Origin of the sequence: Psychrosphaera sp. F3M07 (assembly GCF_018860345.1) — a bacterium.
In the GTDB taxonomy this organism is placed as follows: Bacteria; Pseudomonadota; Gammaproteobacteria; order Enterobacterales; family Alteromonadaceae; genus Psychrosphaera; species Psychrosphaera aquimarina.
On sequence record NZ_JAHKPJ010000011.1, the window covers coordinates 102853 to 127743 of the forward strand.

Genomic DNA, 24891 nt, shown 5'->3' on the forward strand with positions numbered 1-24891 from the left:
TAAGTTACAGTACAGGCGCGTGTGCGGAACAACTCGCATTTTTATCAGTATTAACTAAACCTCTAATTTCAGATTCAGTTTTAATTAATTCAAGGTGATCTGGATATCGTTGCCGTCCAAGTTCCACTAATTCCAACGCACGTGCTTTGCACCCTGAAATGGCGACTGAATACGCATAATTATTGATATAATCAGGTGACTCGTTTGCGAACTCAAACCCCTGTTGAAATATATCTGACGCTAGCTTTGGATTTTTATGAATATACGAATTGCCGAGCAAGAAATATGGTAACCAATTTTCTGGCCATAATTCAGTCGCGGTATGCAATGAGGTTATGCCAGATTGCGCCATGCCAATTTGAATAAAATCCTGTGCAGCGGATAAATAGTTCATCATGTTTAAATCAGATACTTGCAGCGTTAAAGGCATTGGCGCTAAATACCAAAAGTTGGCCCTGGACCACGTTCGTTCGAATAAGGTTAACGGTATCGATTTATATTCATCAAGACCGGTATGAAGCTTAATATTTTGATTGGTTAAGTCATAACCAACAACGACAGAATAATGCCATTGAGGGTACCAAGATAGGCCGTTATTTTGTAAAACGATAATTGGCACATTTTGTTCTACCAGGGAAAGTATTTCCTGTAAGGAGCCTTTTTTCGTATAGGCCACCAAACCTAATTGCCTTACCGCTGACACCATTTCAATTTGTAAACTGCCTTCTCTTCCCGGAATAAATAAATTGGGTGCTAACGTCTCTGGAGAAGTATCTACATTGTAAAAATTAGCCACTTCTGAAATCGTGGTAGGCCCACAATAAAATTGTTGCTGTGGCATAAATGGTACATTAGCAATGACATGTACATTGTTATTAACTGAGTTGGGGTTTTGTAATAAACCTGTGGTTTGTGGTGTAGTGGTGCATGCAGTTAACAGTAATAAGCCAGCAATTAAGCTGGCTCGGTAAAAAATATTCATTTAGTTAATTGGATCAATAAAGGTAAATAAATCCGTTACCCCTAACAAATCTAGAACGGCTAACACAATAAAAACAGTTATCGCTGTTCCAACTATGCCACCAGCAGGCGCATCATTTAATTGCTGGTTAAAAGCTAACAGCTCAGAATTCGTCATATGGCTAATTTTAGTTTGAGCCGTTTGTGCATCAACGCCTAAAGCTTCTAGCTTAGCCAACACATCTTCATTTGAAACCATAGAAACAAGTTGTTGTTTTGAGTATTCACCTTGGATCTGAGTTAACACTGTATCTGAACCGACTACACCAGCATGGGAGGTTGCAGCTAAAAAGCTAGCTGAAGTAAAAACAGCCGTTAGTAAAATTTTCTTAAATTTCATATAAATCATCCTTTTAAGTTTATTGCTTATTCAATATAGAGTAAAAAACTGAAGAGGTCATTACAAAATTTCAAACGTGTAATGTAAAAGGATTTGAGCATTATTTAATATACAGGTAATAAAAAACCGCATTAGGTTGCCCTATTGCGGTTTTTTGAAGTATCTAATTTTTTCTAATTAAAGAATAAATTATGCACCTTTAGCAGCAGCGATTTGAGCTTCTACTTCAGCAGCGAAATCTTCAGATTTCTTCTCGATACCTTCACCAACTTCTAAACGAACAAATGAAGTTACTGTAGCGCTTTTCTCTTTAAGAATATCGCCAACCGTTTTCTTAGGTTCCATGATGAATGCTTGACCAGTAAGAGAAACCTCACCAGTGAACTTCTTCATACGACCAATAACCATTTTCTCAGCGATTTCAGCAGGCTTGCCTTCATTCATCGCGATTTCGATTTGGATTTGTTTTTCTTTTTCAACAACTTCAGCAGGAACGTCGCTTGGGTTAACAAATTCAGGCTTGCTTGCAGCTACGTGCATTGCAATGTGCTTAAGTGTTTCAGCATCACCTTCACCAGCAACAACAACACCAATTTTCTCACCGTGACGGTAAGAAGCAATTGCAGCACCTTCAATGTATTGAAGACGACGTACGTTGATGTTTTCACCAATTTTAGTAACTAATGTTACACGAGCTTCTTCAAATTCAGCTTGAAGTGCTTCGATAGTCGTTTTAGATGCGATTGCAGCGTCAGCTACTGAGTTAGCAAATGCTAAGAAGCTTGCGTCTTTTGCAACGAAATCAGTTTGGCAGTTAACTTCAACCAATGCAGCAACACCATTATTTTCTTTAATAATGATAGTACCTTCAGCAGCAATGTTACCTGCTTTTTTGGCAGCTTTAGCTTGACCGTTTTTACGCATATTTTCAATTGCTAGCTCGATGTCACCATCAGTTTCAGTTAGCGCTTTTTTACAATCCATCATGCCCGCGCCAGTGCGTTCACGTAGTTCTTTAACTAATGCAGCTGTTACTGCCATAAGGGTATCCTCACTTTTCTGTTACCGCATTTTTATCAAATGCACTAACTTATTAATCTGGAAATAGGGGCCAAATACATGACCCCATTTATTGTCTTAATTAAATCACGAATGATTTAGGACAATTATTCAGCTTCTACAAAATCTTCAGCTTGAACTTCGATGTTGTTATTACGGCCTTCTTTAACCGTATTAGCAACTGCTGAAGTGTATAGTTGAATTGCACGAATCGCGTCGTCGTTACCAGGAACAATGTAATCAATGTTGTCTGGGTTAGAGTTAGTATCAACAACAGCAATAACTGGAATACCCAAGTTATTAGCTTCTGCAATAGTGATGTGCTCGTTATCTGCATCGATCAAGAAGATCGCGTCAGGTAATCCGCCCATGTTTTTGATACCACCTAAGCTTTTTTCTAGCTTTTCCATTTCACGAGTACGCATTAAAGCTTCTTTTTTAGTAAGCTTTTCAAACGTGCCGTCATCAGACTGTGATTCTAAGTCTTTAAGACGTTTGATTGATTGACGAACTGTTTTCCAGTTAGTCAACATACCACCTAACCAGCGATGGTTAACGTAGTATTGATCACAAGAGATTGCCGCTTCCTTGATAGCTTCGCTTGCTGCACGCTTAGTCCCAACAAATAAGATCTTACCTTTACGAGCTGCAACAGTTTGAATGAAATCCAACGCATTGTTGAACATTGGAACTGTTTTCTCTAAGTTAATGATATGAACTTTATTACGAGCGCCAAAAATGAAAGGTTTCATTTTAGGGTTCCAGTAACGAGTTTGGTGACCGAAGTGTACGCCAGCTTGTAGCATGTCACGCATTGATACGTTTGCCATTTTATTTTCCTCTAATGGGGTTAGGCCTCCATATATCCCATTCCAATCCGACTTTGGCGTTTTACAACGCTTCAGCACCCCGGGGAATGTGTCGATATATGTGTGTTATTTAATTTAAATTAATGTGCTATTTGTTCGCTAATAGCCTAGCGTTTTTACTTTTTCAAAAATGATTTAAGTAAATACTCAAAAAACCTTTGTAAAAATAAGGCGCGCTTTATACCATAAGAGGCTTAGCAAACACAACTAATTGCCAAAAAAATCGTTCATTTTTTAACATTTTCGGTAATTTCCTAATGGTTGTGTCCTATTAGAGAGAGGAATCTATGTCAGCTATTATTAAGACACCTGAACTAATTGAAAAAATGCGCATTGCCGGAAAGTTGGCAGCCGAAGTGCTAGAAATGATTGGCGAGCACGTAAAACCGGGCGTAACTACTGATGAATTAAATACGATTTGTCATAATTATATTGTTGATGTTCAAGGATGTATTCCAGCCCCATTAAATTATGGACACCCTCCTTTTCCTAAATCAATTTGTACATCGGTAAATCATGTTATTTGTCATGGTATCCCAGACGACAAACCGTTAAAAAATGGTGACAGTGTCAATATCGATGTAACCGTTATTAAAAATGGTGTACATGGTGATACCTCAAAAATGTTTTTTGTTGGTGAACCAACTATCTTAGCTCAGCGTTTAGCTAGAGTGACACAAGAATGTTTATACAAGGCGATTGAAATTGTGAAACCTGGTTGCCGTTTAGGTGACATAGGTGAAATTATTCAAAAACATGCAGAAGCTAATTCATATTCTGTTGTTCGTGATTTTTGTGGTCATGGTATCGGTGAAGGTTTTCATGAAGAGCCACAGATAGTTCATTATGGTAAAGCTGGCACTGGCCCTGAATTACAAGCGGGTATGTGTTTCACGATAGAACCTATGATTAATGCAGGTACTTACCGTTTAAAAGTGTTAAAAGACCAATGGACTGCCGTAACCAAAGATAGAAAATTATCTGCCCAATGGGAACACACTTTGTTAGTCACTGATAATGGCGTAGAAGTACTTACCTTGCGTAATGATGAGAACTTCCCAAGAGTGATATCACATTAAGAAAACATAAAAAAGTTAATATGAGTCATATGATGTAAGCCATAAATCGAAGCTATCAATTAATCAAAGCTTATCTATTGTTTAACAAAGAGAAAAAAATGATTTTTGAAATACCAGCACCACTTTTAGCGCCATTACCCGTTCCGTTTAATTTAATGGAATACAAAGAACGTATAAAACAATTTTCAGATTGGAGTATTCAAAATTTTAATCTGATCCCAGTTCGTTATTTGGTAACCGCTCGTGCTGAGTTTGTTGACTTTATATTACAAAATGTGTGGGAACATGCGGGACTAAACCAAGATAACAATCTTAGTTTAGTCGCCGTAGGTGGTTATGGTCGTAAAGAATTGCACCCTCAGTCTGATGTCGACTTATTGTTGTTATCCAAAAAAGCAATCTCTTCAAGTTCAACAGAAAAAATAAGTACCTTCATTACCACCTTGTGGGATTTAAAGTTTGATGTTGGTCACTCTGTTCGAACCATCAAAGAGACGTTAAATATTGCTAAAGACGACATCACTATTGCCACTAACTTAATGGAACGACGACCGTTATCGGGTAACAATGATATCTTCAAAATCCTTTGTGACGAGCTAACCAATTCTAAATTTATTACCTCTCAAGCTTTTTACCTAGCCAAACGTGAAGAACAAACACAAAGACATAACCGTTACCATTCAACGTCTTACAACCTTGAACCTAATTTAAAAGCCAACCCAGGGTGTTTACGTGATTTGCAGACAATCTCTTGGGTGGCTAAAAAACACTTTGATACCCAAAGTGTGGCTGACTTAGTGAAACATGAGTATTTATTGCAAGATGAATATCAAGAGATGGAAGAGTGCCAAGATTATTTATGGCAAATGCGTTTTGCCCTGCATGTGGTAGCTAATCGCAGTGAAAACCGTTTGTTATTTGATTACCAACCTGACGTTGCTGAAATGATGGGGTTTGGTGACGATGGTAAAGCCGCAGTTGAACGCATGATGAAACGTTTCTTCCGCGTTGCCCGTCGTGTGGTTGAATTAAATACCATGTTATTACAATTATTTAACTCGGCCATTCTTGGCATTACTAGAGAGATAACAGATATAGATAATGATTTTGCTATACATGGTCGCTCTCTATTAGTTAAACACGAAGATGTGTTTTTCAATCGAGCCAATATCATCAAAATGTTCACTCATATTGCTGAACATGAAGAAATTGAAAAACTCCACTCTTCGACTATCCGTTTACTTCGTCGTGTACGTCGCCGATTAATGGGTGACTTGCAAGACTTAGCATACTGTCGTAACGCCTTATTAGAATTTTTTCACCACCCTAACGCAATGGGCCGTGCATTTACACTCATGTTACGTCATAGCGTATTGGCGTATTACATGCCGAATTGGCGACATGTCGTTGGGCAAATGCAGTTTGATTTATTCCACGCTTACACGGTAGATGAACATACGCACCGTTTAATTCAAAACTTACATCGTTTTACGATTGAAGAACATAAAGATGAGTTCCCACTGTGCAGTGGCATCATGAAACGTATGGATAAACCAGAATTACTTTATATTGCTGGTATATTCCACGATATAGGCAAAGGTCGAGGTGGAGACCATTCTAAATTAGGTGCGATAGATGCAACTAGTTTTGGTGAACTACATAAGTTACCTAAATCAGATACTAAAATAATCAGTTGGTTAGTGGAAAGTCATTTGTTGATGTCGGTTACGGCACAAAAAAGTGATATCTACGATCCTGATGTTATAGCTAACTTTGCAAAAACGGTTAAAGACGAAACTCGTTTGGATTTACTTTACTGCTTAACCGTAGCGGATGTAAGAGCCACTAATACCAATTTATGGAATGATTGGAAGAGTACGTTAATGGCTGACTTATACATGGCAACACAAAGAGCGCTACGTCAAGGTTTAGAGAATGCCAAAGATATGCGTGAAACAGCCAAAGCAAATAAAGAACAAGCCCTTATATTATTAGAAAAGAATGGCCATCCGGCTGATAAAGTCCAACGAATTTGGAAACAGATCCGTACTTTATATTTTGCACGTCATGCGCCAAAACACATTGAGTGGCATACCGAAAAGCTGTTAGGCCATAGTAATCGCTCTAAACGACCTTTGGTGTTAATTAGTGAAAAAGCCGTTCGTGGTGGCACTCAAGTATTTGTTTACGCAAAAGATCAGCCTGGATTATTTGCTGATATCGTAACTACATTTGATACAAAAAATGCCAATGTGGTAGATGCACATATATTAAATACCAAAGACGGCTATGTTATCGATACTTTCATCATCTTAGAACAAGATAATACGCTTATATCTACTGCTGAACGACGTGAAGATATTAGAACCTTAGTGGAACAAGTTATTTTAACAGGCGAGTGCAGTTCTACTTTCTCTAAACGAACACCAAGGCAAATTAAGCAATTTAAAATTCCAGTAACGGTGAGATTTAAAGAAGACTCTAATAAATACAGTAACATGATGGAATTAACTGCTTTGGATACACCAGGGGTTTTAGCTAAGATCGCAAAAGTATTTAAACAAAATAATATCATGTTGTATTCTGCCAAAATATCGACCATAGGCGAAAAAGCAGAAGACATTTTTAGAGTGTCTACCGTGGAAAGAACCAAATTAAATGATGAACAAAAAGCATCATTAGTAAAAGCGTTAAAATTAGAATTAGATCAATAAACAATAAATTTAGGAAAGTCATGACTGAGTTACAAAACCTAAGCTCTTTGCAAGAGATAATAGAACAAGCATTTGAAAACCGCGATGCAATTACCCCAGCGACTGTTACAGCAGAAGTTAAATCTTCGGTTGAACAAGCATTAGAACTGTTAGACAGCGGTAAAGCCCGAGTTGCAGAAAAAGTATCAGGTGAGTGGATAGTTCACCAATGGCTTAAAAAAGCGGTTTTATTATCTTTCAGAATTCGTGACAACGAAGTAATGGAAGGTGGCGAAACTCGATTTTATGACAAAGTTGATAATAAATTTGCGTCATATACTGAAGCTGATTTCAAACAAGGCGGCATGCGTGTTGTTCCTCCTGCTGCAGCACGTAAAGGATCTTATGTTGGTAAAAACGTTGTTTTAATGCCTTCTTATACCAATATTGGTGCATATGTTGATGATGGCACTATGGTTGATACATGGGCGACTGTTGGCTCGTGTGCACAAATTGGTAAGAATGTACATTTATCTGGTGGTGTTGGCATAGGTGGCGTTTTAGAGCCATTACAAGCGAATCCTACCATAATTGAAGACAATTGTTTCATCGGTGCTCGTTCTGAAGTAGTAGAAGGTGTCATTGTTGAAGAAGGTGCTGTACTTTCTATGGGTGTTTACATCAGTCAATCAACGCGAATTTTTGACCGTGAAACCGGTGAGATAACTTATGGTCGTGTTCCTGCTGGTGCGGTAGTTGTACCTGGGTCATTACCTTCAAAAGACGGTAGCCATTCTTTATATGCGGCAATCATCGTTAAAAAAGTTGACGCACAAACGCGTGCCAAAGTAGGCGTTAATGCGTTACTTCGAAGTATTGATGAATAACCTATTCTCAATTTGAATCAAGCGCCTAACGGCGCTTTTTTTGTAATTGAAACAATTCTAGGTTTATACAATAGTAATTTGTGCTAGGTTTAATACATTACTTATTTTCGTAAACAATAAATGATTAATTCTTTATCTCAAGAACTTCAATACATATTGATACAGGCTTTAAACAAGACTGACGATAGTATCGCTATATTTGATCAATATGATGAAATAGCTTATTGCAATTTGTCTTTTGCCAACTTATTTGGTTTTGAAACTGTTGATATGATTGTCGGCAAGTCATTTTCGCAAATCATATCCAACAGCTATTACAATAAAACCGGTGTCAATATTGAAACTAACGATATTGAAGCTTGGCTCCACACCGCAAATATGAAAAGAAGAAGTACTTCTCACCGTTCATTTGAAATCGATACCAAAGACGGAAGTTGGTTCCTTATCACTGAACAACTGGTTGATGAATACCTTTTTCTATACGCTACCAATATTACAGCCAGTAAAATTCAACAGTTTGAATTACTCAAAACGCAGAAACAATTAGCCTCTTTAGCTGCAACCGATAGCTTAACGGGCATATATAACCGCAGACATTTTTACCTTGTTGCCAATAATGAATTAATTCGTTGCCAGCGTAAAAACTTATCCGCATCCATTATGATCTTAGATATTGACCACTTTAAGCTTGTAAATGATAACTATGGACATAGCTGTGGCGATAATGTGTTAAAAAGTTTTACCGACCGAATAAATAAAGAACTTCGCAGTTACGATATATTTGCTCGTATTGGCGGTGAAGAATTTGCCGTGTTATTGCCAGACGCCAATAAAGAAAATGCGTTAGATATTGCAGAGCGTTGCAGAAAAGCAATTTCAGACTCGCCATTTATTATTGATGGTGTCAACGTTGCTGTCACAACCTCTATTGGGATGTGCACCTATGAAAGTGATGTTGATGACCTAGAGCAAATTATGAAGCTTGCTGACAAAAACTTATATATCGCTAAAGTATCTGGGCGTAATAAAATCTGCAGTTAATTAATGGATTAATTTTACTCACCCGTTAGGTGAATTCCAATCGTTTGTCCCACTACCTTAGATGTTTTACTCTAATTCCAATTCGATGCCCTCAAGCACGGATCTACCCTGTTGATTGATTTTATTTACTCTCTACTTCGTGGAGATTAAATATGAGTAGTCTTTTTGGGCACACAATTTGTGTGCCCTTTTTTTTGCCTGTAATTTAGTAATCGTTACTTACAGCCGACTAATTTAAATTATGGGCCAATGTAAATGCAGGTTTGAATAGGTGAAATCTGTTCACTTATAACGTGAATTCGTATCATTTGTTTCCAAATAAAGTATCGAATAATCTAACCCCAGTTCGGTGCTCCTCAAGCTCGAATCACCCTGTTGATTGATTTTATTTAATGTCTTGTTGTGGAGATTAAATATTAGTAGTCTTTTTGGGCACACAATTTGTGTGCCCTTTTTTTTGCCTGTAATTTAGTAATCGTTAGAATCCATTTTGAAGTACAGGCGAGTTAATCTAATTCAACTGTTAGATTAATTTCTATCGTTTGTTGACGGGTATTAGATGTTTTACTCTAAGCTCAGTTCGTTGCTCCTCAAGCACGGATCAACCCTGTTGATTGATTTTATTTACTCTCTACTTCGTGGAGATTAAATATGAGTAGTCTTTTTGGGCACACAATTTGTGTGCCCTTTTTTTTGCCTGTAATTTAGTAATCGTTAGAATCCATTTTGAAATGCTAACGAGTTAATCTAATTCAACTGTTAGATTAATTTCTATCGTTTGTTGACGGTTATTAGATGTTTTACTCTAAGCTCAGTTCGTTGCTCCTCAAGCACGGATCAACCCTGTTGATTGATTTTATTTACTCTCCATTTTGTGGAGATTAAATATGAGTAGTCTTTTTGGGCACACAATTTGTGTGCCCTTTTTTTTGCCTGTAATTTAGTAATCGTTAGAATCCATTTTGAAATGCTAACGAGTTAATCTAATTCAACTGTTGGTTTAATTTCTATCGTTTGTTGACGGTTATTAGATGTTTTACTCTAAGCTCAGTTCGTTGCTCCTCAAGCACGGATCAACCCTGTTGATTGATTTTATTTACTCTCTATTTTGTGGAGATTAAATTTGAGTAGTCTTTTTGGGCACACAATTTGTGTGCCCTTTTTTTTGCCTGATCTATCTATTAACAGCTTTCCAGTGAAACCTTCCCGGCCAGTATCGCTTAATTAAATAACTTAATTCGTTTACGGTTGTTGATTTGTATTTAATCCCTCTACTGATTTAGACAGCTTTAACCGATTTAAATGCCCATAACCTATTTAAGTGCAAACGTTCAAATGTACTTTTTTAGGGCACCCATTTTGGTATTTTCTTTTTACTTTTTAATCATAACTCACCAAGTTGGTGCGTAACACAAACTAATAATTATTATTTATAACAATATCAATTAGTTACACTCTGGCTCAGGCATTGCTTATTCATGCTGTACTTTCAATATTTATAACAAAGGTGTTATATGGCTGTTCAAACGCCAATTCGAGGCTTAAGGTCTTTTTGTGTAGCAGCTAAATGTTTAAGTTTTAAACATGCAGCGGCTCAACTCTACCTAACCCCTTCTGCTATTAGTCACCAAATTAGATTATTAGAGCAGCAAATAGATAAACAACTCTTTCTAAGACAAACTCGTGCTATAGAGTTAACGGAAGATGGGAAATTATTTTATAAAAAAGTAGCACCTATCATTGAGCAATTAGAGACGACGATAACTGAGTTTACCAACTCAAGCTCAATGTCTTCAATTAGCATTACTTTGCCCGAATTTTTCTCAAGTGAAGTATTTGTTCCAAGGTTAAATGAGTGGTCTGAAAACCATCCAAATATTAACTTGCAATTAGAAACCGTTAAAAATAGAACACAAAGCTCTAAAGATACGAATCTGTCTATTGTACTTGCTAGTAGTAAGCCAACAGATGCAATTGTCTATGAATTATTTCCAATTAGCTACATGCCTGCATGTAGCCCTGATTTATTTAAAAAGCTGAAACCATTTGGCAAAGAGGCGTTAAGTCAAGCGCCATTAATTGTTCATCAATCTAGACCATGGGCATGGCATCAATGGGCAGAAGAAAATGATATCGTCGATTTTTCTCCTAAACGTATAGTTCAAGTAGACAGTATGTTTTCCGTGGCAAGAGCGGCACAACAGGGAATAGGAATCGCTTTAATACCTTTACCGTTAAGCCAAAATTGGTTTGATGAAGGTGTGATTTACCCGCTCTTTGAACAACAGTTAAAAACCAGAGATAAGTATTATTTAATTCAACATGATTGGCACGCCTCAAGAGAAGATTTAGATATCTTTGTTCAGTGGCTACTGACTGAGTTTGGAAAATACTAAATTCTGTTAGTGTTTTAAATAGAACTGACCTTGGTAATTTTAGTCGATTGCAGGTCAGTTTTTTTTTATTTGTATAAGTGAATTATATTGTTTTATTGAAGTGATTTATCTCCTTTGTCAACCCTGCTCAGATTCACTAGAGTAACCATAACGAAAACATTCGTTGCCCTAAATACTCGGAGAATGACATGAAAAAATTATTAACATTAACCCTCACTACCCTATTTGCTTCAAGCGTAATGGCTGAAGCTCCAGCAACGTTTAAAATGGCCGTTGTACAAGGTTCAGATGGTGCATCTGATATCCGTAAAGGTAATTATGAAAAAGGCATCAATAGAATTGTTGCTCGCACATCAAACACAAAGGCAGATGAGCAAGTTGCTATGCAAATGAATTTATGTGTTGCTTATGCAAACTCGGGTCAGTTTGACTTAGCAAATAAAGCTTGTGATGAAGCAATTGTTTTATCTAAAACATTTGTTGAAAGTGACAGTTCTGCGGCACGTTTTGTATCGTTAGCTTTAAATAACCGAGCTATATTCAAAACTAAAATGCAAGACTTTGATGGCGCATTACAAGATTTAATGGAAGCGGCTGAAGTTAAAAACACATCAATAATTGAAGGTAACTTATTAAAACTGATCCACCAACAAGCGGACAATATTCAATTTAAAACAATGCAGTTAACACAGGCATAATTAAGGGTGTAATTTTGATTAATACATTGAAACGGGAGGCTTTTACTAGCTCCCGGCAACGACTTAAAAGGTTTTAATGTTGATGACTTAAAACCTTTTTTTATTTATCCCTTCCTGCTTAAATTGCCAATCAATAACAACATCATTATTTTCTAAATAAGCGTTGCTTTTTGTTTCTGCATTATTGATCATCTACCATTAAAGAATACTCTGGATTAACCTTAATGTTTGACCCTCAATCGATGAAAGAAGCGATCAATACAACCATGCCTTTTGGTAAGTACGCTGGCAGAAAATTAATAGAATTACCTGAACCCTATTTAGTTTGGTTCCATCAGAAAGGCTTCCCAAAGGGAAAATTAGGCCAACAACTGGCGTTATTATATGAAATTAAATTAAATGGCTTAGAAGGCATGTTAAAGCCATTAATTGACGACAAACGATAATGTTAAATCTAGTGTTTGTTTATAGGGTAATATTTAATGCATTTAATCGCTTACTAGCAAGTTTATTACCCAATGATTTAGATTGTTGGTAATAATCTAAGGCCTTTTCAAGAGAAAACTCACAGCCCCAGCCCATTTCGTGGCACTTAGCATAAAAATATAAACCGTAAGGGTCTTTTAGTTTAGCCGCCTGTTGATACCAATAAGCTGACTTAACAATATCCTGTGGCAACCAACTACCGTCAAGATAACCGTGACCTAATAACAATTGAGCATTAACATTTCCCAGCTCTGCGGATTTTAACAATAAATTATAAGCATCTGTGTTTTGGCTATTTTCAATATGTCGTTGTGCTAACAGGGTCATTGCCGGCGTGTATTGTTGTTCAGCAGCTACTTCAAGCCACTTCACATACTCAATATCTAATAATTCAATTTGTGATTGTTCTGTTGCACGGCTTTTATTATTTAAATAATAAACCCAAAAGTTCATCGCGACAGGCAGTGTTTTTGTGTAATCGAGTGTCTGTTTTATGGTTTGTGCATATTCTGACGACAAAGGTAAATCTAAAAATTCCATAAAACTAGAAGATGCGTACTTTTTATACGCGTTAAACTCAGAACCAACACACGTTTTTGCGGGGAATAATTTATGACCCACCAAGCTTTCTAGTTGGTTTACACTCAACTTTTTTGGTGCAACAAACAAATTAGGACTTATCCATTTAGCTTCAGATACTGAACACAATTGCTGTTGTTGTTTTGCTTTTAGTTGATACTCATCAACCAACCCAAGCCAATGCGCTAATTCGTGTATAAATACACTGTCATTATCGAGTTTATCTAAATACATCAAACCACCTCGAGTATTAGCATCTCCTTGATCCACTATCACCATAAGATGGGTATAGTTAACAGGTGCAACATCGATAACATTGGTTAATGTTTGCGCTAACTGGTTTAAGTTACATTCAATCCGGTTATAAATATCAGGCTGACAAATAATTTGCAGTTCCATTGTCACTTGTGGTGGTAAAAAACAAATCGACAAATCACTCAAAGCGGAACGGGACAATGCCGTTTCAAACTGTTTGGCTTTACTTAGTAACGCAGTTGATTCCACTATCGCTTGGATTGTTATTTTACACTTGAGCTTAGGAATAACCTGGATTGCCTTATGGACAATAGTTTCTGACAGGTTTTCATTTAATGTTACTGCCACATTCCCAGAAGATTTGTTTAGTTCTGAACGGTCAAGAAATATAGATAATAAATTTTGTACTTGTTGATATTGTTGCGTTAACGACCCACCTAATCGGTTTAATACATTTAAATGTAATTGTTGAAAATCATATGCCGATTGCCATTGTTTTGCGTTCACTAATAGTTGGAGTTTTTCTAACGTTGCTTGTTTATGACCAAGGTTAATTGCTTGTTGTAACCAAACGTGTTGATTGTTGTTATTTTGTGCTTTTAATACGGAATACCATGAATATAGGCCATCAATATGATTTAAACTGGCGGCTTTTTTTAACCACAGTTCATCCTGCGTGAGTAAAAATAGTTGGTAGTTGGCATCGGCATTATCTAACTTTGCCGCGGTATAAATATATGATTGTGACTGAGTGAAATGATAATTGATTAATGAGGTAGAAAAAATAATGCTGTCGGCTTGCACCAACAGCAAAAATAGTAGGTTTACCAATAACCTGAAAGCAAAGATTACTCCATCCATTATTGGTTAGTAGGTAACAAGCCTAAATATTGTTGTTTATCTTTTTTATATAATTCATTTAACTCTAATCGAGCGTATTTGTGTTCCACAAATTCATGAACATTCGTAGACAACACAAGCCTAAAATAGTTTTTCGCCGATTCTATTTGATTGTTGATTAACTTCAACTTAGCTAAATAAAAATACCCTTCACATAAACGATCCACTAGCTGTCTACCGTCTGTAAGGTTTTCACCCATATTATTAATAAAGTCTTGTTCACTTAGGTTTCCTAAGTACAAAGCAACAATGTCATTTGCCCATTTAGATTTATCCAACATTTTGGAGTTACCCATCAAACGTAATCTGGCTTCTTTTGGATTACTTTCATATTCAGCTAAATATAACCAAATTGCTCTGTATGGGTCAGTCTGATCTTTGATAAAAAATAATTCTAAGTCTTCTATGGATAACCCATTTCGACCATAATAATGTAATGCAATCCCTCTATTTAGATGGGCATAACTATGATCAGGTTCTATCTCTAGTGCCGAATCGAATGCTTCAAATGCTTGGCTATACTGGCCAATTAAGGTCATGTGTATGCCAATGAAATTATACGCATCTGCATGATCTGGTTTTAATTCTAATGCTCTACGAAAATCTAATTGCGCTAAAGAACGTAACCCTAAACTGTCATATATTACGCCACGGTCATATAACATTTGTGCTAGTTTATCTTGATCTAATTTAACGTGATTGATGATTTGTGTCAGTTTGGCAATTGCCAATTCACTTTTATAATCAACAGCAAGCGGTTCTGTAATAACAACATTGTTTACAATATGGGGTTGGCTATTATCCAATACCTTAGGTTGAGTGGCACATCCAGCCAACAAACTTGTTGCGACAATTACAGCCAACAAAATGGGTTTCATATTCTCTCCTACCTATAGAAACCTATTAATAACATAAATTTTCTATGGTAATAAGTACTAAATCGCATCGGGTTCAATATGATACAACTTAGGGTTAAATGTTAACTTTTTAGTTAAACGACTAGTGTAAAGAAAGACAAGAAACTTAAGAAATCGTTCATCGTCCTTTATTGTTTTAATTAGAAGCAAATCCACTGCCAATCGCTCTAAATGGCATATCTAAATTCAACTCTGGAATTTGTAAGCCTATCCAAGTCGGAAACGTATTGCTGTTAGGTCCAGGGAAAAGGGTATATTCATTCGCCCAGGGATAACGCTTTACCGCCTCTTTGATTTTAGGAATTAATTTCGCAGCTTTATCTCCGCTAATAGATAATATTTTTTCTGGTTTTGCTCCATACCAATACCTATCTGGCGTTGCAGTTGTATATTCACGTAAAGCTGGCAAGCCTCTATTCACTCGCCAACCGGTAACCTCATATACGGTATATTCGCTAGCATCTTGTTCTTTTACTGCCACCCAGGTATGGATAGCAAACCAACCTCGCCAGCTAAACGCATCCGCCCCATAAAACTCGATAATCGCTTGTTTTTCTATATTGGGCTTGGCGGCAAGCCCAGATGATTCTCTACTCGCTGTTTGCCAATTCGTATTTGTACAAGCGGATAACAAACTAAGTAATAAAGTAATGAACACAAGTTTAGGCATAACAACTTCCATTTTAGATAGTAGATATATTAGGAGAATGAATAACGAGCTTTGATACGCTCTGCCCAATGACCATGATTATCATGTAAACAGCAATCTTCACTGTCATATTGGATCAGCTTGTCGAGTTTCTTCGTGTTAATTCCAATCGCATTAAGCTGTTTATTTAAAACGGATAGCGCCGACAATGGATTTACTTTAACTTGATTATCCAATGATAAAAAATGCGCTACTTGCTGTTTACTTTCGAACACACAGATCACCCGAAGGCTATTGGGGAAAGAGGCATAATTAACCACATGCGTTAACCATTTAAAACCAGGTACGTCTTCGAAATAGACTTCACATAATTCAGTTAAGATAGCTCTAATTTGATTGTCGATTTTTTTATCAGATTTACGCATACAAAGTTTATCTAATCAACATCCTGTAAAGGCCAAACAACGATAAAGTCTTCGTATTGCTGTTCTTCTACTAAGTTATCAAACACAACTTTGCCTCTTACAGACATACCCGCTTGATGCATTTTAGATTTTTTACCTTTGTGTAATAACGGGTGCCAACTCGGTAAACCTCGACCTTCTTGTAATCGTCGATAGCTACAACTACTTGGCATATAAAATACTTGATCTAAATTGTCCTGAGTTAATTGTACACAGCTAGGCACTAAGGTGGTACGTTCTGGATACACAGTACATTCACACTTTTTATCATTTAAAAACTGACAAGCAACAGAGGTAAAATGTAATTGTTCTGAATCCGACATAACATTGGTATCGACCATTTGGTCTTGCTCGTCATCGTCAATTAATTTATGTAAACAACATTTGGCACACCCGTCACATAATGACTCCCATTCGCTACGAGTCATTTGTTGTAATGATTTAGTTTTCCAAAACGGTTCCATCTTTTCTCTTTCTATACAAAGTTAAATTTAAATTCAACGTACAACTGAAGCAAATTGCCAAGTTTTCTCACCAGAGGATATCGTTAACGTTAATTGGTCACTATTTTTTAACGGTCCAACTCCAGCCGGAGTTCCCGTTAATACAACATCGCCAGGCATTAATGTAAAATGTTGACTCATCTGTGCAATCAGTTCATTTATAGGCCTGATCATATCTTTGCTATTACCGTTTTGACGGATTTGTTGGTTTACCGTTAATACTAAGTCACTATTTTGAGGGGATGTTATTTCTGATTTGTTAATAAATGGTGATATAGGACAAGCCCCGTCAAAACCTTTCGCTAGCTCCCAAGGTCGACCTTGCTGTTTTAACTTTGATTGAACGGTTCTTAAAGTTAAGTCTAAAGCTAACCCGTATCCCCAAATAGCATCTTGAACTTTGTTTGCTGTCACTTTTTTTAATGGTTTAGAGATTAACACTGCTAATTCCAACTCATTATGGCAAGGACCAGCTTGTTTAGGGATCTCAAAGCTAGGTTCAACTGAACACAAGGCGCTATTAGGCTTGATGAAAAATAGGGCCTCTGGACGTGTGACACTGTTTAATTCTGCAATATGATCAGCGTAGTTTTGCCCGATGCACACTACCTTCCCTGCTGGAAAAGGTAGGTACTTTCCTTGTATATCTTTATGATGATAAATCTGTTCCATAACAAACGTCCGATAGAAGTTGAGTTATAAAATTTTAGGGTAACCAATTCTATCAGCTAACGTGCCTACAGAAGTTACAAAGTAATATGAACGATTCCAATGCATCAAAGATTTATAGTTATCATAAGCAAGATATATACGACCTTGAGCGTCATCTGGTGTAATCAATACCGCGTCAATATCAACACTTGGTAACGCACTACCATCCATTCTTGTTACCCCTAATTCACGCCAATTTACCAATGATTTTTCCGCACCTTTCCAGTTATCTAACCATTGCCTACGACCTTTACTGCCTTTTGGCATGATCAATGACATATCAAAGCCGCTAGGAAGCTTCACTTGACGGCCCCAAGTTTTATTGTCGGACCAACCTTCCGATTTCAAATAATTGGCAATTGAAGCAAAAACATCAGCTTTATTATTCCAGATGTCTTTTTTACCATCGCCATCGCCGTCTGCGGCATAGGCTAAAAATGACGTTGGGATAAATTGACATTGACCCATCGCTCCAGCCCATGAACCTAAAAATTTATCTTCACTAATATGGCCTTGTTGTAAAATAGTTAACGATGCCCACAACTGATTTTTAAAGAATGTTTCTCTACGTCCGTCATAGCTCAAGGTAACCAACGAATCTATAATTGGCATTTTCCCTTGGATGCGACCAAAATTGGTTTCTAATGCCCACAGTGAAACAATAAAACGGGGTTGAACGCCATACTGTTCACTTATCTTGGTTAATAAAGGAAGGTTTTCTTTATATGCGTTTCTGGCCTTGGTAACTTTCCATTCAGGTACGCGTTTTGGTAAATAAGTATCTAATGTTTCAACAAACTCAGGTTGGTTTTTATCTGCTTTAACCACTCGTTTAAGGTAGTTTAAATCTTTTAATGTTTCATTAACAAAGTCGGAAGAGAAACCTTTAGCAACCGCTTCTTGTTTCAAATTTTCCACATATTGATCAAAACTTACTTTTGCAGCAAAACTGCTCGTTGTAGCTGATACAGAAAAAAACAAACCAGCTAACCAAAATTTAATTTTCATAATTCATCTCTATTTAATTTGTAACCATTACACTATGACGACTAATCTGAATAACCGTTCAACTCTTTATATTGATCTAATAGATTTTTTTCTGGCGGCGGCAATTGCAGGTAAAAACCATTATCAGTTAACTCACTTTTTACCTTAGCTAAGTCAGCTTGCCCTAATTTTTTTCTACCATCTAAATCTAACGTCATAAATAATTTAGGCGTTCCGATCAATGTCCTCAACGCTTCTGGCACTTTAGAAAAATCATCTGCTTTTTCAACATATAAAAATGCATCTGCTTTTTTTGAACATTTATAAATTGTACAAAGTTGCATCTAACCTCCTCACCTACTCTAGATTAACTATTTATAATGAATGCTGTTCATTCCACTTAAGAAGAACAGGCTTTAATAACTCATAACGCCATGATAATTCAAAGTCGGATACTTCAGCATAAGGTACTTGCCAAACCCACTTAATCCACTGATTTAACTGTTTCTTTGTGGCCAGTAACTCCATTGGTACATTTAATTCTACAGACCTTTGAGTGATCATTTGTTTCAGTGTTTTAAAACTTTGTTTATACGTTGGGTAGTCAGTTAGTCGTGGCACTTTTACAGGCCAAGATCCCTCAGGTATTTGCTTCGCTTTATCAACGCATAAAATGAGTGCTTTTCCATGAATACGCGTTTCATGAGGATTCAAGTCAGGGATCTTTTTTAAGATATTAATATCTGATGGGCGACGCTGTGCAACACTAAATAACGTTGCATCTTTTACCACAAACCCCAGTGCTAAATCTTTTTCTTGCGCAACACTTAATCGCCAATAAGCAAGTTCTTGTAGTGTCGCTAATTCTCTTGAGCTTAATTGCCAAGCATTACCAAAATCGAGAAACAACTGGTCAGTTTTTTTATCTTGCCATTTTTGTTTAACTTTTAAATTGGCTTCATCCAAGTTGTATTGTTGAAGACCAGCCTCAATCAATTGCTCGTTTAACTTATGATAAAGAGGCAGCAAATACTTCACATCGTTCATTGCATAATGTAATTGATTATCAGTAAGAGGACGTTTTAACCAATTGGTTCTAGCTTCGCCTTTATCTAACTCAACACCTAATTCTTGTGCAACCATAGCACCAAAGCCTAGCACTTTTCCTTGAAACAGAAATTGCCCTGCAATTTGTGAATCAAACAAAGGAGTCGGTAATCGTTTGGCATAATATTTAAAAACTTCTAAATCTTCATGACACGAATGTAATACTTTAACAATTGACTCGTCTGATAACAGCTGCCAAAAAGGTTCTAGGTCTAAATCGCATAGAGGATCGATTAAGGCTATTTCTCTGCCATCAAAAGCTTGGATTAATCCTAAGTGTGAACGGAAAGTTCTAGTGCGGACAAATTCGGTATCTAAGGCGAGTACATCGGCCTGTTTTGCTAACTGACAATATGTATTTAACTGCGCTTGGTCTTTTATATACAGATATTCACTATTCAACTTGTTCACACTATTTCCATCTAGAAACAAAAAAGCTGACATCAGCCAGCTTTTTAAAATTAAACTCAAAGTAGTATCGAGTTATCAATCTTTTAACAATCGGCGTAAAATTTTGCCAACGTTAGATTTTGGCAATTCGTCTCTGAATTCTATCACTTTAGGTACTTTATATCCCGTTAATCTTTCACGACAATGGGCAATTACATCTTGCTCAGTTAGTGATTGGTCTTTTTTAACGACAAATAATTTAACTATCTCACCAGAGGCTTCATTTGGTATACCTACAGCGGCACACTCTAAAATTCCCTCATGGGTGACAGCAATATCTTCAATTTCATTTGGGAATACATTAAATCCAGACACTAAAATCATGTCTTTTTTACGGTCTACAATGTACAACAGGCCTTGCTCATCGAGTTTAGCAATGTCACCTGTTGCGAACCAATCACCATGCATAACATGAGCAGTGTCTTCAGGTCTGCCTAAATAGCCTTTCATTACTTGAGGACCTTTTACCCATAACTCGCCAGCTTCACCTATAGCGACATCTTCACCTTCATCAGACATTAATCTAATATCGGTTGAAGGTGCTGGAACACCGATGCTTCCAGTGTATTTACCAATGGTATAAGGAACAAAGGATACAACAGGAGCACACTCAGTTAAGCCATAACCTTCAAGTAGATCACATTTAGTAGCTTCTAACCAACGTTCTGCTACAGCACGTTGAACTGCCATTCCACCGCCAATACTTAATTTTAATGACGAGAAATCTAATTCTGAAAATCCTGGTGTATTTAACAAACCGTTAAACAAAGTATTAACGCCACTAATTGCAGTAAATTTATACTTACTTAATTCTTTAACAAAGCCCGGCATGTCTCTTGGGTTAGTGATCAGTAAGTTAGTCCCACCATACTTTAAAAACAGCAAACAGTTAGCCGTTAATGCAAAGATATGGTAAAGAGGTAAAGCCGTTACTATGGTATCTTTACCTTCATCTAAACAAGGACCCAATAAAGCCGAAACTTGTTCTAAGTTAGCGACCATATTACGATGCGTTAACATTGCCCCTTTAGAGACACCTGTTGTTCCACCTGTATATTGTAAAAAGGCTAGATCATCACCGGTAAGTTGAACTGGTTTTAATGTTAAGTCTTTACCTTGATAAAGCACGTCTTTAAATCTAATTGCATTTGGTAATGAAAATGCTGGAACCATTTTTTTGACATATTTAACAACAAAATCAACAACAAAACCTTTAGCACCTAACATGTCACCCATATTAGTTAAGATTACGTTTTCAACTGGCGTTTTGGCTAAAATTTTGTCTAAAGTGCAGGCAAAGTTACTAACAATTACGATGGTTTTAGCATTACTATCAATTAATTGGTGTTCTAATTCTCTAGGAGTGTAAAGAGGATTTACATTTACAACCACACCACCGGCTCTATGAATACCTAATAAAGCAACAGGATATTGTAATAAATTAGGCATCATAACCGCGACAGCATCGCCTTTTTTGACGCCTAACGTGTTTTGAAGATACGCAGCAAAGTGGTCAGCATATTCACCTAATTCGGCAAAAGTAATACTTTTGCCCATATTAATATAAGCAGGTTTATCAGAGAATTTAACAATGCTTTGTTCATAAATATCTAACAAAGAACTGTAATGCTCAGGATCAATATCAGCTGGTACACCACTTGGATAATTATTTAACCACGTTTTTTCCAAAACAATCTCCTAACGAATTAATTTTTCAGCCAGTAACCATACTTCAACTGATCGGATGAGACAAATAATTTTCACTCATTCTGTATTTTTATTAACCAATAAAGCGTTTTATTTCCAGAGCTATCCCGATTGGTTCATCCATATGGCAATGATGTGCACCAATAACGTCTTTTTTAATTAGATTAGGATAGTATGATTTATACTTTTTATAACCTGATTTGACCATTTCGTAACCATCTTTGGCGACGAACAACATCACTGGTGCTGCTATATGTTGGATTATTGAAATTGATTGTTGCTCACTTAAACGAACTGGGGAGCTGGTTCTTAGGCGTTTATCGGTTTTCCACTCGAAGCCGCCCTCTGTCTCATCTATGTTTCGTCTTACCAATAATTCAGCAGAAGTACTTTTAATTTTTCCTGCATTCGCTCTCGCTTTTATAGCAACGTTGAGTGATATATGTTTGGTTTTTTGTTTTTTTGATTGCGCAATTCGACTGTCTAATGCTTTTCTAATTTCAGTTGCGCCTTCACTCTGAGTAACTAACCCCACTGCATCAATAACGACTAACTTTTTAACTAATTCAGGATATACCCCCGCTAAAACGGTTGCCAACATGCCACCGAGGGAGTGCCCAACAATAACAACTGGTTTATTTCCGTATTTAACGTCGATGATATTTATTAAATCCGATACCCAGTCTATAAAATGATAATGGGTGTGCGGTGGTCGATGGTAGCTATTACCATGACCCGGGAGATCGATAGCAGTCCAGTTATATTCTGGTAATTCATTCATTAGAGGGATAAAACTAGCGGCGTTATCTAACCAACCATGGATAGCCAAAATAGGAATTTGGTTCGGTTGATGTGTGTTTTCTAATGCCGCTATTATGCCACTTGGTAACTTAATATTGCCTTCGTTAATCAAATGTTTTGGAACCAATACTTAGTTAACCACTTTAATAAACTTAAGTGTCATACGGTCGCTTTCTCCGATAGCTATATACTTTTCTCTATCGGTATTTCCCATCGCTAACACTGGAGGCAATGCATAAACACCTTTTGGATAGTCTTTCGTGTCTTTCATATTGAGGTTCACTTCACTACGCTCAACAAGCTTAAATCCATTACGTTCAGCTGTTTCTATCACATAACGCTCATCTAAATACCCTTCACCAGCTGAAGATGCATTTTGTGATATTGCATTCCCTCTGTGTTGTACAATAGCTAAGATACCACCCGGCTTTAACACATCATGAATTAATTGAAGACCTTGTGCAAAAGCTCCAAATTCATCCCAAATATGTAAAGTACGAACTATATATGCAACATCGACAGGAGCTATGCCTTTTAGATCCATTAACTTAGGAGGTTCAAACTCAAAAAAGTTTACATCACCGTATATATCTTTATCAGACATTTTTTCAATGTAAGTTAAAGCATTTTTACTCCAAAATGCTTCTCTTTTATCTTGCGAGTTAAGGTTACCCGTAGCAAAAGTGACTGCGCTAAATTTTCCTTTATCTTTGACGTAAGGGGCAAGTATTTCACTATACCATCCTTCTCCTGGCCACATCTCTAAAACATGGTCAGTGGGTTTTGTGCCAAAAAATTCGATGGTTTCTTTTGGGTGCCTTGCTTTATCACGCGCTTTATTTTCATCACTTCGTATTGTAGACGCTAGTATTTCGTCAAGGTCGTTAGCAGAAGCAGAATTTATTAGTGCGTTTAGCCCTAATATAACCACGATAATTATCGATTTAAACATTTCAATCTTCCACTTAATTTTAAAGTTAACTTAAATACAACTAACAAAGATAATATCTTTAATTTTTAGATCTATTTGGTTTTGCTTGTCCCGTTGGCTTTTTAGTTTTCCCTTCGCCTATTATATATAAATGCCTTGCGCCACCTCGCCAATGCCAACGAGGGTAAGTACCATGCCAACCATAATGGAACTGAACTTGTGCCGTTGGTTCGACTTTTTTCCACAAATGAATATTTTTACTAACTATCGTAGGATATGAGTATTCATACTCTCCAATTTTTGCAGTTTCAGATTCTTTAAGTTGACCTAAAGCGGTTATTGCTTTGCCTTGGCTATACACAGCCGGATCAACAAATCCTTCAACTACAACACGAAAACGACCTAATGGTTCATCTTTGGTTTGTGGTCTTCCGTTTTTACTTGCTGGGTAATACAAAACGTCTAACTTGGTCACCGCTTTCTCATTCGAGACTTTGGCAATGACACCGCTCCATCTGGCCGTTTTTCCAATTAAATTTACGTTTGAGTTATCTAGATTTATAAAATCTGTGAGCTCAGTCCCTTCTGCAACTGCAACTTTTTCAGGGTAAGAAGCGCAACCTGTTAATACTAAAGCTAAACATGTTACTAAAAAGCGATTCATATATATCCTTTTAAACTTGAGTTGAACAATTCATCGATATTCTTATATGTTTTTTAATTGTTTAACATAATCTGATAAAGCGGATGTCAACTGAGTATATACTTCTCTGTCTTGACAACTTTTTACCATTTGTGGAATACCACTCATGGTACACATAAAAAACAACGATATTTGTTTGCTATCTACATGAGCACCTACATCACCATTATTTTTTGCTGTTTCAATACCTTGGCTGATAATTTTTTGAATTGAACAAAATAGAGAATCAACTCTATGTCGTATACTCTCATCAACAGAGGCGAGTTCTGAAGCTAAATTGTGCACTGGGCAGCCACAACACATCTCTTCATCGGAACCTTCTAAAGCAAGGCTTTCAACTACATTCGCTATTTCATTTATAGGGTCAGCTGAGATGGTTATATTGTTCCAGCGTTTAAGGAAGTTAACTTTATAAACTTCATCAAAGACAGCGTAAAGAAGCTCCTGTTTATTAGAAAAGTGATGATACAACGCGCCTTTAGATATTTGCGCTTCAGTTAAAATATCGGACAAACTAGTGCCTTTAAAACCTTTTTGATGGAAGATTGTCGCTGCAACTTCCACTATATTGGTTCGTGTTCTGTCCGGATCTCGTAACGCCATAAGGGTCTCTTTCGAAATAAACTGATTATAAGGTATGCAATAATTGCTTTGATTAT

25 protein-coding genes are annotated in these 24891 nt (G+C 36.8%); 7 read left to right on the top strand and 18 right to left on the bottom strand.

What is annotated here, in order from left to right; genetic code table 11:
* Positions 1 to 4 precede the first annotated feature (4 nt).
* The 4 genes from KO505_RS04120 to rpsB all read right to left on the bottom strand — a co-directional run bounded on the left by KO505_RS04120 (position 5) and on the right by rpsB (position 3249).
* Positions 5 to 982 (bottom strand): PA2778 family cysteine peptidase, encoded by a 978-nt coding sequence (locus tag KO505_RS04120; RefSeq protein ID WP_216054178.1) that lies wholly within the window; start codon positions 980 to 982, stop codon positions 5 to 7.
* Complete coding sequence (locus tag KO505_RS04125; RefSeq protein WP_216054179.1) at positions 983 to 1360, bottom strand: PA2779 family protein; 378 nt, start codon at positions 1358 to 1360, stop codon at positions 983 to 985.
* 189 nt (positions 1361 to 1549) lie between these two features.
* A complete protein-coding gene (gene tsf / locus KO505_RS04130) occupies positions 1550 to 2401 on the bottom strand; it encodes a translation elongation factor Ts (protein ID WP_216054180.1) in 852 nt (283 codons plus the stop codon).
* 125 nt (positions 2402 to 2526) lie between these two features.
* Positions 2527 to 3249, bottom strand: coding sequence for a 30S ribosomal protein S2 (gene rpsB, locus KO505_RS04135; RefSeq protein WP_216054181.1), 723 nt, complete (start codon positions 3247 to 3249; stop codon positions 2527 to 2529).
* 326 nt (positions 3250 to 3575) lie between these two features.
* Between rpsB and map the strand changes: the two genes are divergently transcribed.
* The 7 genes from map (at position 3576) to KO505_RS04170 (ending at position 12528) form a co-directional block, all read left to right on the top strand.
* Positions 3576 to 4367, top strand: a complete 792-nt coding sequence (map, locus tag KO505_RS04140) for a type I methionyl aminopeptidase (protein WP_216054182.1) — start codon at positions 3576 to 3578, stop codon at positions 4365 to 4367.
* 98 nt (positions 4368 to 4465) lie between these two features.
* A complete protein-coding gene (glnD, locus tag KO505_RS04145; RefSeq protein ID WP_216054183.1) occupies positions 4466 to 7081 on the top strand; it encodes a [protein-PII] uridylyltransferase in 2616 nt (871 codons plus the stop codon).
* A 20-nt stretch (positions 7082 to 7101) separates the two neighbouring features.
* Positions 7102 to 7947 carry a 2,3,4,5-tetrahydropyridine-2,6-dicarboxylate N-succinyltransferase gene (dapD, locus tag KO505_RS04150; protein ID WP_216054184.1) on the top strand — a complete coding sequence of 282 codons (846 nt, stop codon included), beginning with the start codon at positions 7102 to 7104 and terminating at the stop codon, positions 7945 to 7947.
* A 120-nt stretch (positions 7948 to 8067) separates the two neighbouring features.
* Positions 8068 to 8988, top strand: a complete 921-nt coding sequence (locus KO505_RS04155; protein WP_216054185.1) for a sensor domain-containing diguanylate cyclase — start codon at positions 8068 to 8070, stop codon at positions 8986 to 8988.
* Positions 8989 to 10502: 1514 nt separating this feature from the next.
* Complete coding sequence (locus KO505_RS04160; protein WP_216054186.1) at positions 10503 to 11384, top strand: LysR substrate-binding domain-containing protein; 882 nt, start codon at positions 10503 to 10505, stop codon at positions 11382 to 11384.
* Between the two features lie 188 nt (positions 11385 to 11572).
* Positions 11573 to 12082: a hypothetical protein gene (locus tag KO505_RS04165; protein WP_216054187.1), complete on the top strand. Its 510-nt coding sequence runs from the start codon at positions 11573 to 11575 to the stop codon at positions 12080 to 12082.
* A gap of 224 nt (positions 12083 to 12306) precedes the next feature.
* The gene (locus tag KO505_RS04170) at positions 12307 to 12528 is read left to right on the top strand and encodes a DUF3820 family protein (protein WP_216054188.1); all 222 of its coding nucleotides are present in this window, start codon (positions 12307 to 12309) and stop codon (positions 12526 to 12528) included.
* Positions 12529 to 12547: 19 nt separating this feature from the next.
* Here the strand turns inward: KO505_RS04170 and KO505_RS04175 are convergent, their stop codons facing one another.
* The 14 genes from KO505_RS04175 to KO505_RS04240 all read right to left on the bottom strand — a co-directional run bounded on the left by KO505_RS04175 (position 12548) and on the right by KO505_RS04240 (position 24835).
* Positions 12548 to 14263: a tetratricopeptide repeat protein gene (locus tag KO505_RS04175; RefSeq protein WP_216054189.1), complete on the bottom strand. Its 1716-nt coding sequence runs from the start codon at positions 14261 to 14263 to the stop codon at positions 12548 to 12550.
* Complete coding sequence (gene nlpI, locus KO505_RS04180) at positions 14263 to 15180, bottom strand: lipoprotein NlpI (protein WP_216054190.1); 918 nt, start codon at positions 15178 to 15180, stop codon at positions 14263 to 14265. Before nlpI ends, KO505_RS04175 begins: the two co-directional genes overlap by 1 nt.
* Positions 15181 to 15355: 175 nt before the next feature.
* The gene (locus KO505_RS04185) at positions 15356 to 15889 is read right to left on the bottom strand and encodes a DUF3750 domain-containing protein (RefSeq protein ID WP_216054191.1); all 534 of its coding nucleotides are present in this window, start codon (positions 15887 to 15889) and stop codon (positions 15356 to 15358) included.
* Positions 15890 to 15918: 29 nt separating this feature from the next.
* Entirely contained in the window at positions 15919 to 16293 is a 375-nt protein-coding gene (locus tag KO505_RS04190; protein WP_216054192.1) for a Fis family transcriptional regulator, read from the bottom strand.
* A gap of 11 nt (positions 16294 to 16304) precedes the next feature.
* On the bottom strand, positions 16305 to 16796 hold the full coding sequence (locus tag KO505_RS04195) for a YcgN family cysteine cluster protein (RefSeq protein WP_216054193.1): 492 nt from the start codon (positions 16794 to 16796) through the stop codon (positions 16305 to 16307).
* Between the two features lie 33 nt (positions 16797 to 16829).
* A complete protein-coding gene (locus KO505_RS04200) occupies positions 16830 to 17507 on the bottom strand; it encodes a fumarylacetoacetate hydrolase family protein (RefSeq protein ID WP_252731637.1) in 678 nt (225 codons plus the stop codon).
* Between the two features lie 24 nt (positions 17508 to 17531).
* Entirely contained in the window at positions 17532 to 18554 is a 1023-nt protein-coding gene (locus tag KO505_RS04205; protein ID WP_216054194.1) for a lytic transglycosylase domain-containing protein, read from the bottom strand.
* Positions 18555 to 18595: 41 nt separating this feature from the next.
* Entirely contained in the window at positions 18596 to 18877 is a 282-nt protein-coding gene (locus tag KO505_RS04210; protein WP_216054195.1) for a YcgL domain-containing protein, read from the bottom strand.
* A gap of 31 nt (positions 18878 to 18908) precedes the next feature.
* Positions 18909 to 20051, bottom strand: a complete 1143-nt coding sequence (gene rnd, locus KO505_RS04215; RefSeq protein WP_216054196.1) for a ribonuclease D — start codon at positions 20049 to 20051, stop codon at positions 18909 to 18911.
* Positions 20052 to 20126: 75 nt separating this feature from the next.
* Positions 20127 to 21779, bottom strand: a complete 1653-nt coding sequence (gene fadD / locus KO505_RS04220) for a long-chain-fatty-acid--CoA ligase FadD (protein WP_216054197.1) — start codon at positions 21777 to 21779, stop codon at positions 20127 to 20129.
* Between the two features lie 91 nt (positions 21780 to 21870).
* On the bottom strand, positions 21871 to 22725 hold the full coding sequence (locus tag KO505_RS04225) for an alpha/beta fold hydrolase (protein WP_216054198.1): 855 nt from the start codon (positions 22723 to 22725) through the stop codon (positions 21871 to 21873).
* Between the two features lie 3 nt (positions 22726 to 22728).
* Entirely contained in the window at positions 22729 to 23550 is an 822-nt protein-coding gene (locus KO505_RS04230; RefSeq protein ID WP_216054199.1) for a class I SAM-dependent methyltransferase, read from the bottom strand.
* Between the two features lie 58 nt (positions 23551 to 23608).
* Positions 23609 to 24193 (bottom strand): Slp family lipoprotein, encoded by a 585-nt coding sequence (locus KO505_RS04235; RefSeq protein ID WP_216054200.1) that lies wholly within the window; start codon positions 24191 to 24193, stop codon positions 23609 to 23611.
* A 42-nt stretch (positions 24194 to 24235) separates the two neighbouring features.
* Entirely contained in the window at positions 24236 to 24835 is a 600-nt protein-coding gene (locus KO505_RS04240; RefSeq protein WP_216054201.1) for a TetR/AcrR family transcriptional regulator, read from the bottom strand.
* Between the last annotated feature and the right edge of the window lie 56 nt (positions 24836 to 24891).

What these genes read in the sequence shown, in the direction of transcription:
- KO505_RS04165 (WP_216054187.1), top strand. Translation starts at nt 11,573, where the DNA reads ATGAAAAAATTATTAACATTAACCCTCACTACCCTATTTGCTTCAAGC.
- KO505_RS04240 (WP_216054201.1), bottom strand. Translation starts at nt 24,835, where the DNA reads ATGGCGTTACGAGATCCGGACAGAACACGAACCAATATAGTGGAAGTT.
- KO505_RS04210 (WP_216054195.1), bottom strand. Translation starts at nt 18,877, where the DNA reads ATGCAACTTTGTACAATTTATAAATGTTCAAAAAAAGCAGATGCATTT.
- tsf (WP_216054180.1), bottom strand. Translation starts at nt 2,401, where the DNA reads ATGGCAGTAACAGCTGCATTAGTTAAAGAACTACGTGAACGCACTGGC.
- KO505_RS04160 (WP_216054186.1), top strand. Translation starts at nt 10,503, where the DNA reads ATGGCTGTTCAAACGCCAATTCGAGGCTTAAGGTCTTTTTGTGTAGCA.
- map (WP_216054182.1), top strand. Translation starts at nt 3,576, where the DNA reads ATGTCAGCTATTATTAAGACACCTGAACTAATTGAAAAAATGCGCATT.
- KO505_RS04125 (WP_216054179.1), bottom strand. Translation starts at nt 1,360, where the DNA reads ATGAAATTTAAGAAAATTTTACTAACGGCTGTTTTTACTTCAGCTAGC.
- KO505_RS04230 (WP_216054199.1), bottom strand. Translation starts at nt 23,550, where the DNA reads ATGTTTAAATCGATAATTATCGTGGTTATATTAGGGCTAAACGCACTA.
- KO505_RS04185 (WP_216054191.1), bottom strand. Translation starts at nt 15,889, where the DNA reads ATGCCTAAACTTGTGTTCATTACTTTATTACTTAGTTTGTTATCCGCT.
- KO505_RS04195 (WP_216054193.1), bottom strand. Translation starts at nt 16,796, where the DNA reads ATGGAACCGTTTTGGAAAACTAAATCATTACAACAAATGACTCGTAGC.
- KO505_RS04200 (WP_252731637.1), bottom strand. Translation starts at nt 17,507, where the DNA reads ATGGAACAGATTTATCATCATAAAGATATACAAGGAAAGTACCTACCT.
- KO505_RS04175 (WP_216054189.1), bottom strand. Translation starts at nt 14,263, where the DNA reads ATGGATGGAGTAATCTTTGCTTTCAGGTTATTGGTAAACCTACTATTT.
- KO505_RS04205 (WP_216054194.1), bottom strand. Translation starts at nt 18,554, where the DNA reads ATGAAAATTAAATTTTGGTTAGCTGGTTTGTTTTTTTCTGTATCAGCT.
- KO505_RS04190 (WP_216054192.1), bottom strand. Translation starts at nt 16,293, where the DNA reads ATGCGTAAATCTGATAAAAAAATCGACAATCAAATTAGAGCTATCTTA.
- KO505_RS04170 (WP_216054188.1), top strand. Translation starts at nt 12,307, where the DNA reads ATGTTTGACCCTCAATCGATGAAAGAAGCGATCAATACAACCATGCCT.
- rpsB (WP_216054181.1), bottom strand. Translation starts at nt 3,249, where the DNA reads ATGGCAAACGTATCAATGCGTGACATGCTACAAGCTGGCGTACACTTC.
- KO505_RS04235 (WP_216054200.1), bottom strand. Translation starts at nt 24,193, where the DNA reads ATGAATCGCTTTTTAGTAACATGTTTAGCTTTAGTATTAACAGGTTGC.
- nlpI (WP_216054190.1), bottom strand. Translation starts at nt 15,180, where the DNA reads ATGAAACCCATTTTGTTGGCTGTAATTGTCGCAACAAGTTTGTTGGCT.
- dapD (WP_216054184.1), top strand. Translation starts at nt 7,102, where the DNA reads ATGACTGAGTTACAAAACCTAAGCTCTTTGCAAGAGATAATAGAACAA.
- KO505_RS04120 (WP_216054178.1), bottom strand. Translation starts at nt 982, where the DNA reads ATGAATATTTTTTACCGAGCCAGCTTAATTGCTGGCTTATTACTGTTA.
- glnD (WP_216054183.1), top strand. Translation starts at nt 4,466, where the DNA reads ATGATTTTTGAAATACCAGCACCACTTTTAGCGCCATTACCCGTTCCG.
- KO505_RS04155 (WP_216054185.1), top strand. Translation starts at nt 8,068, where the DNA reads ATGATTAATTCTTTATCTCAAGAACTTCAATACATATTGATACAGGCT.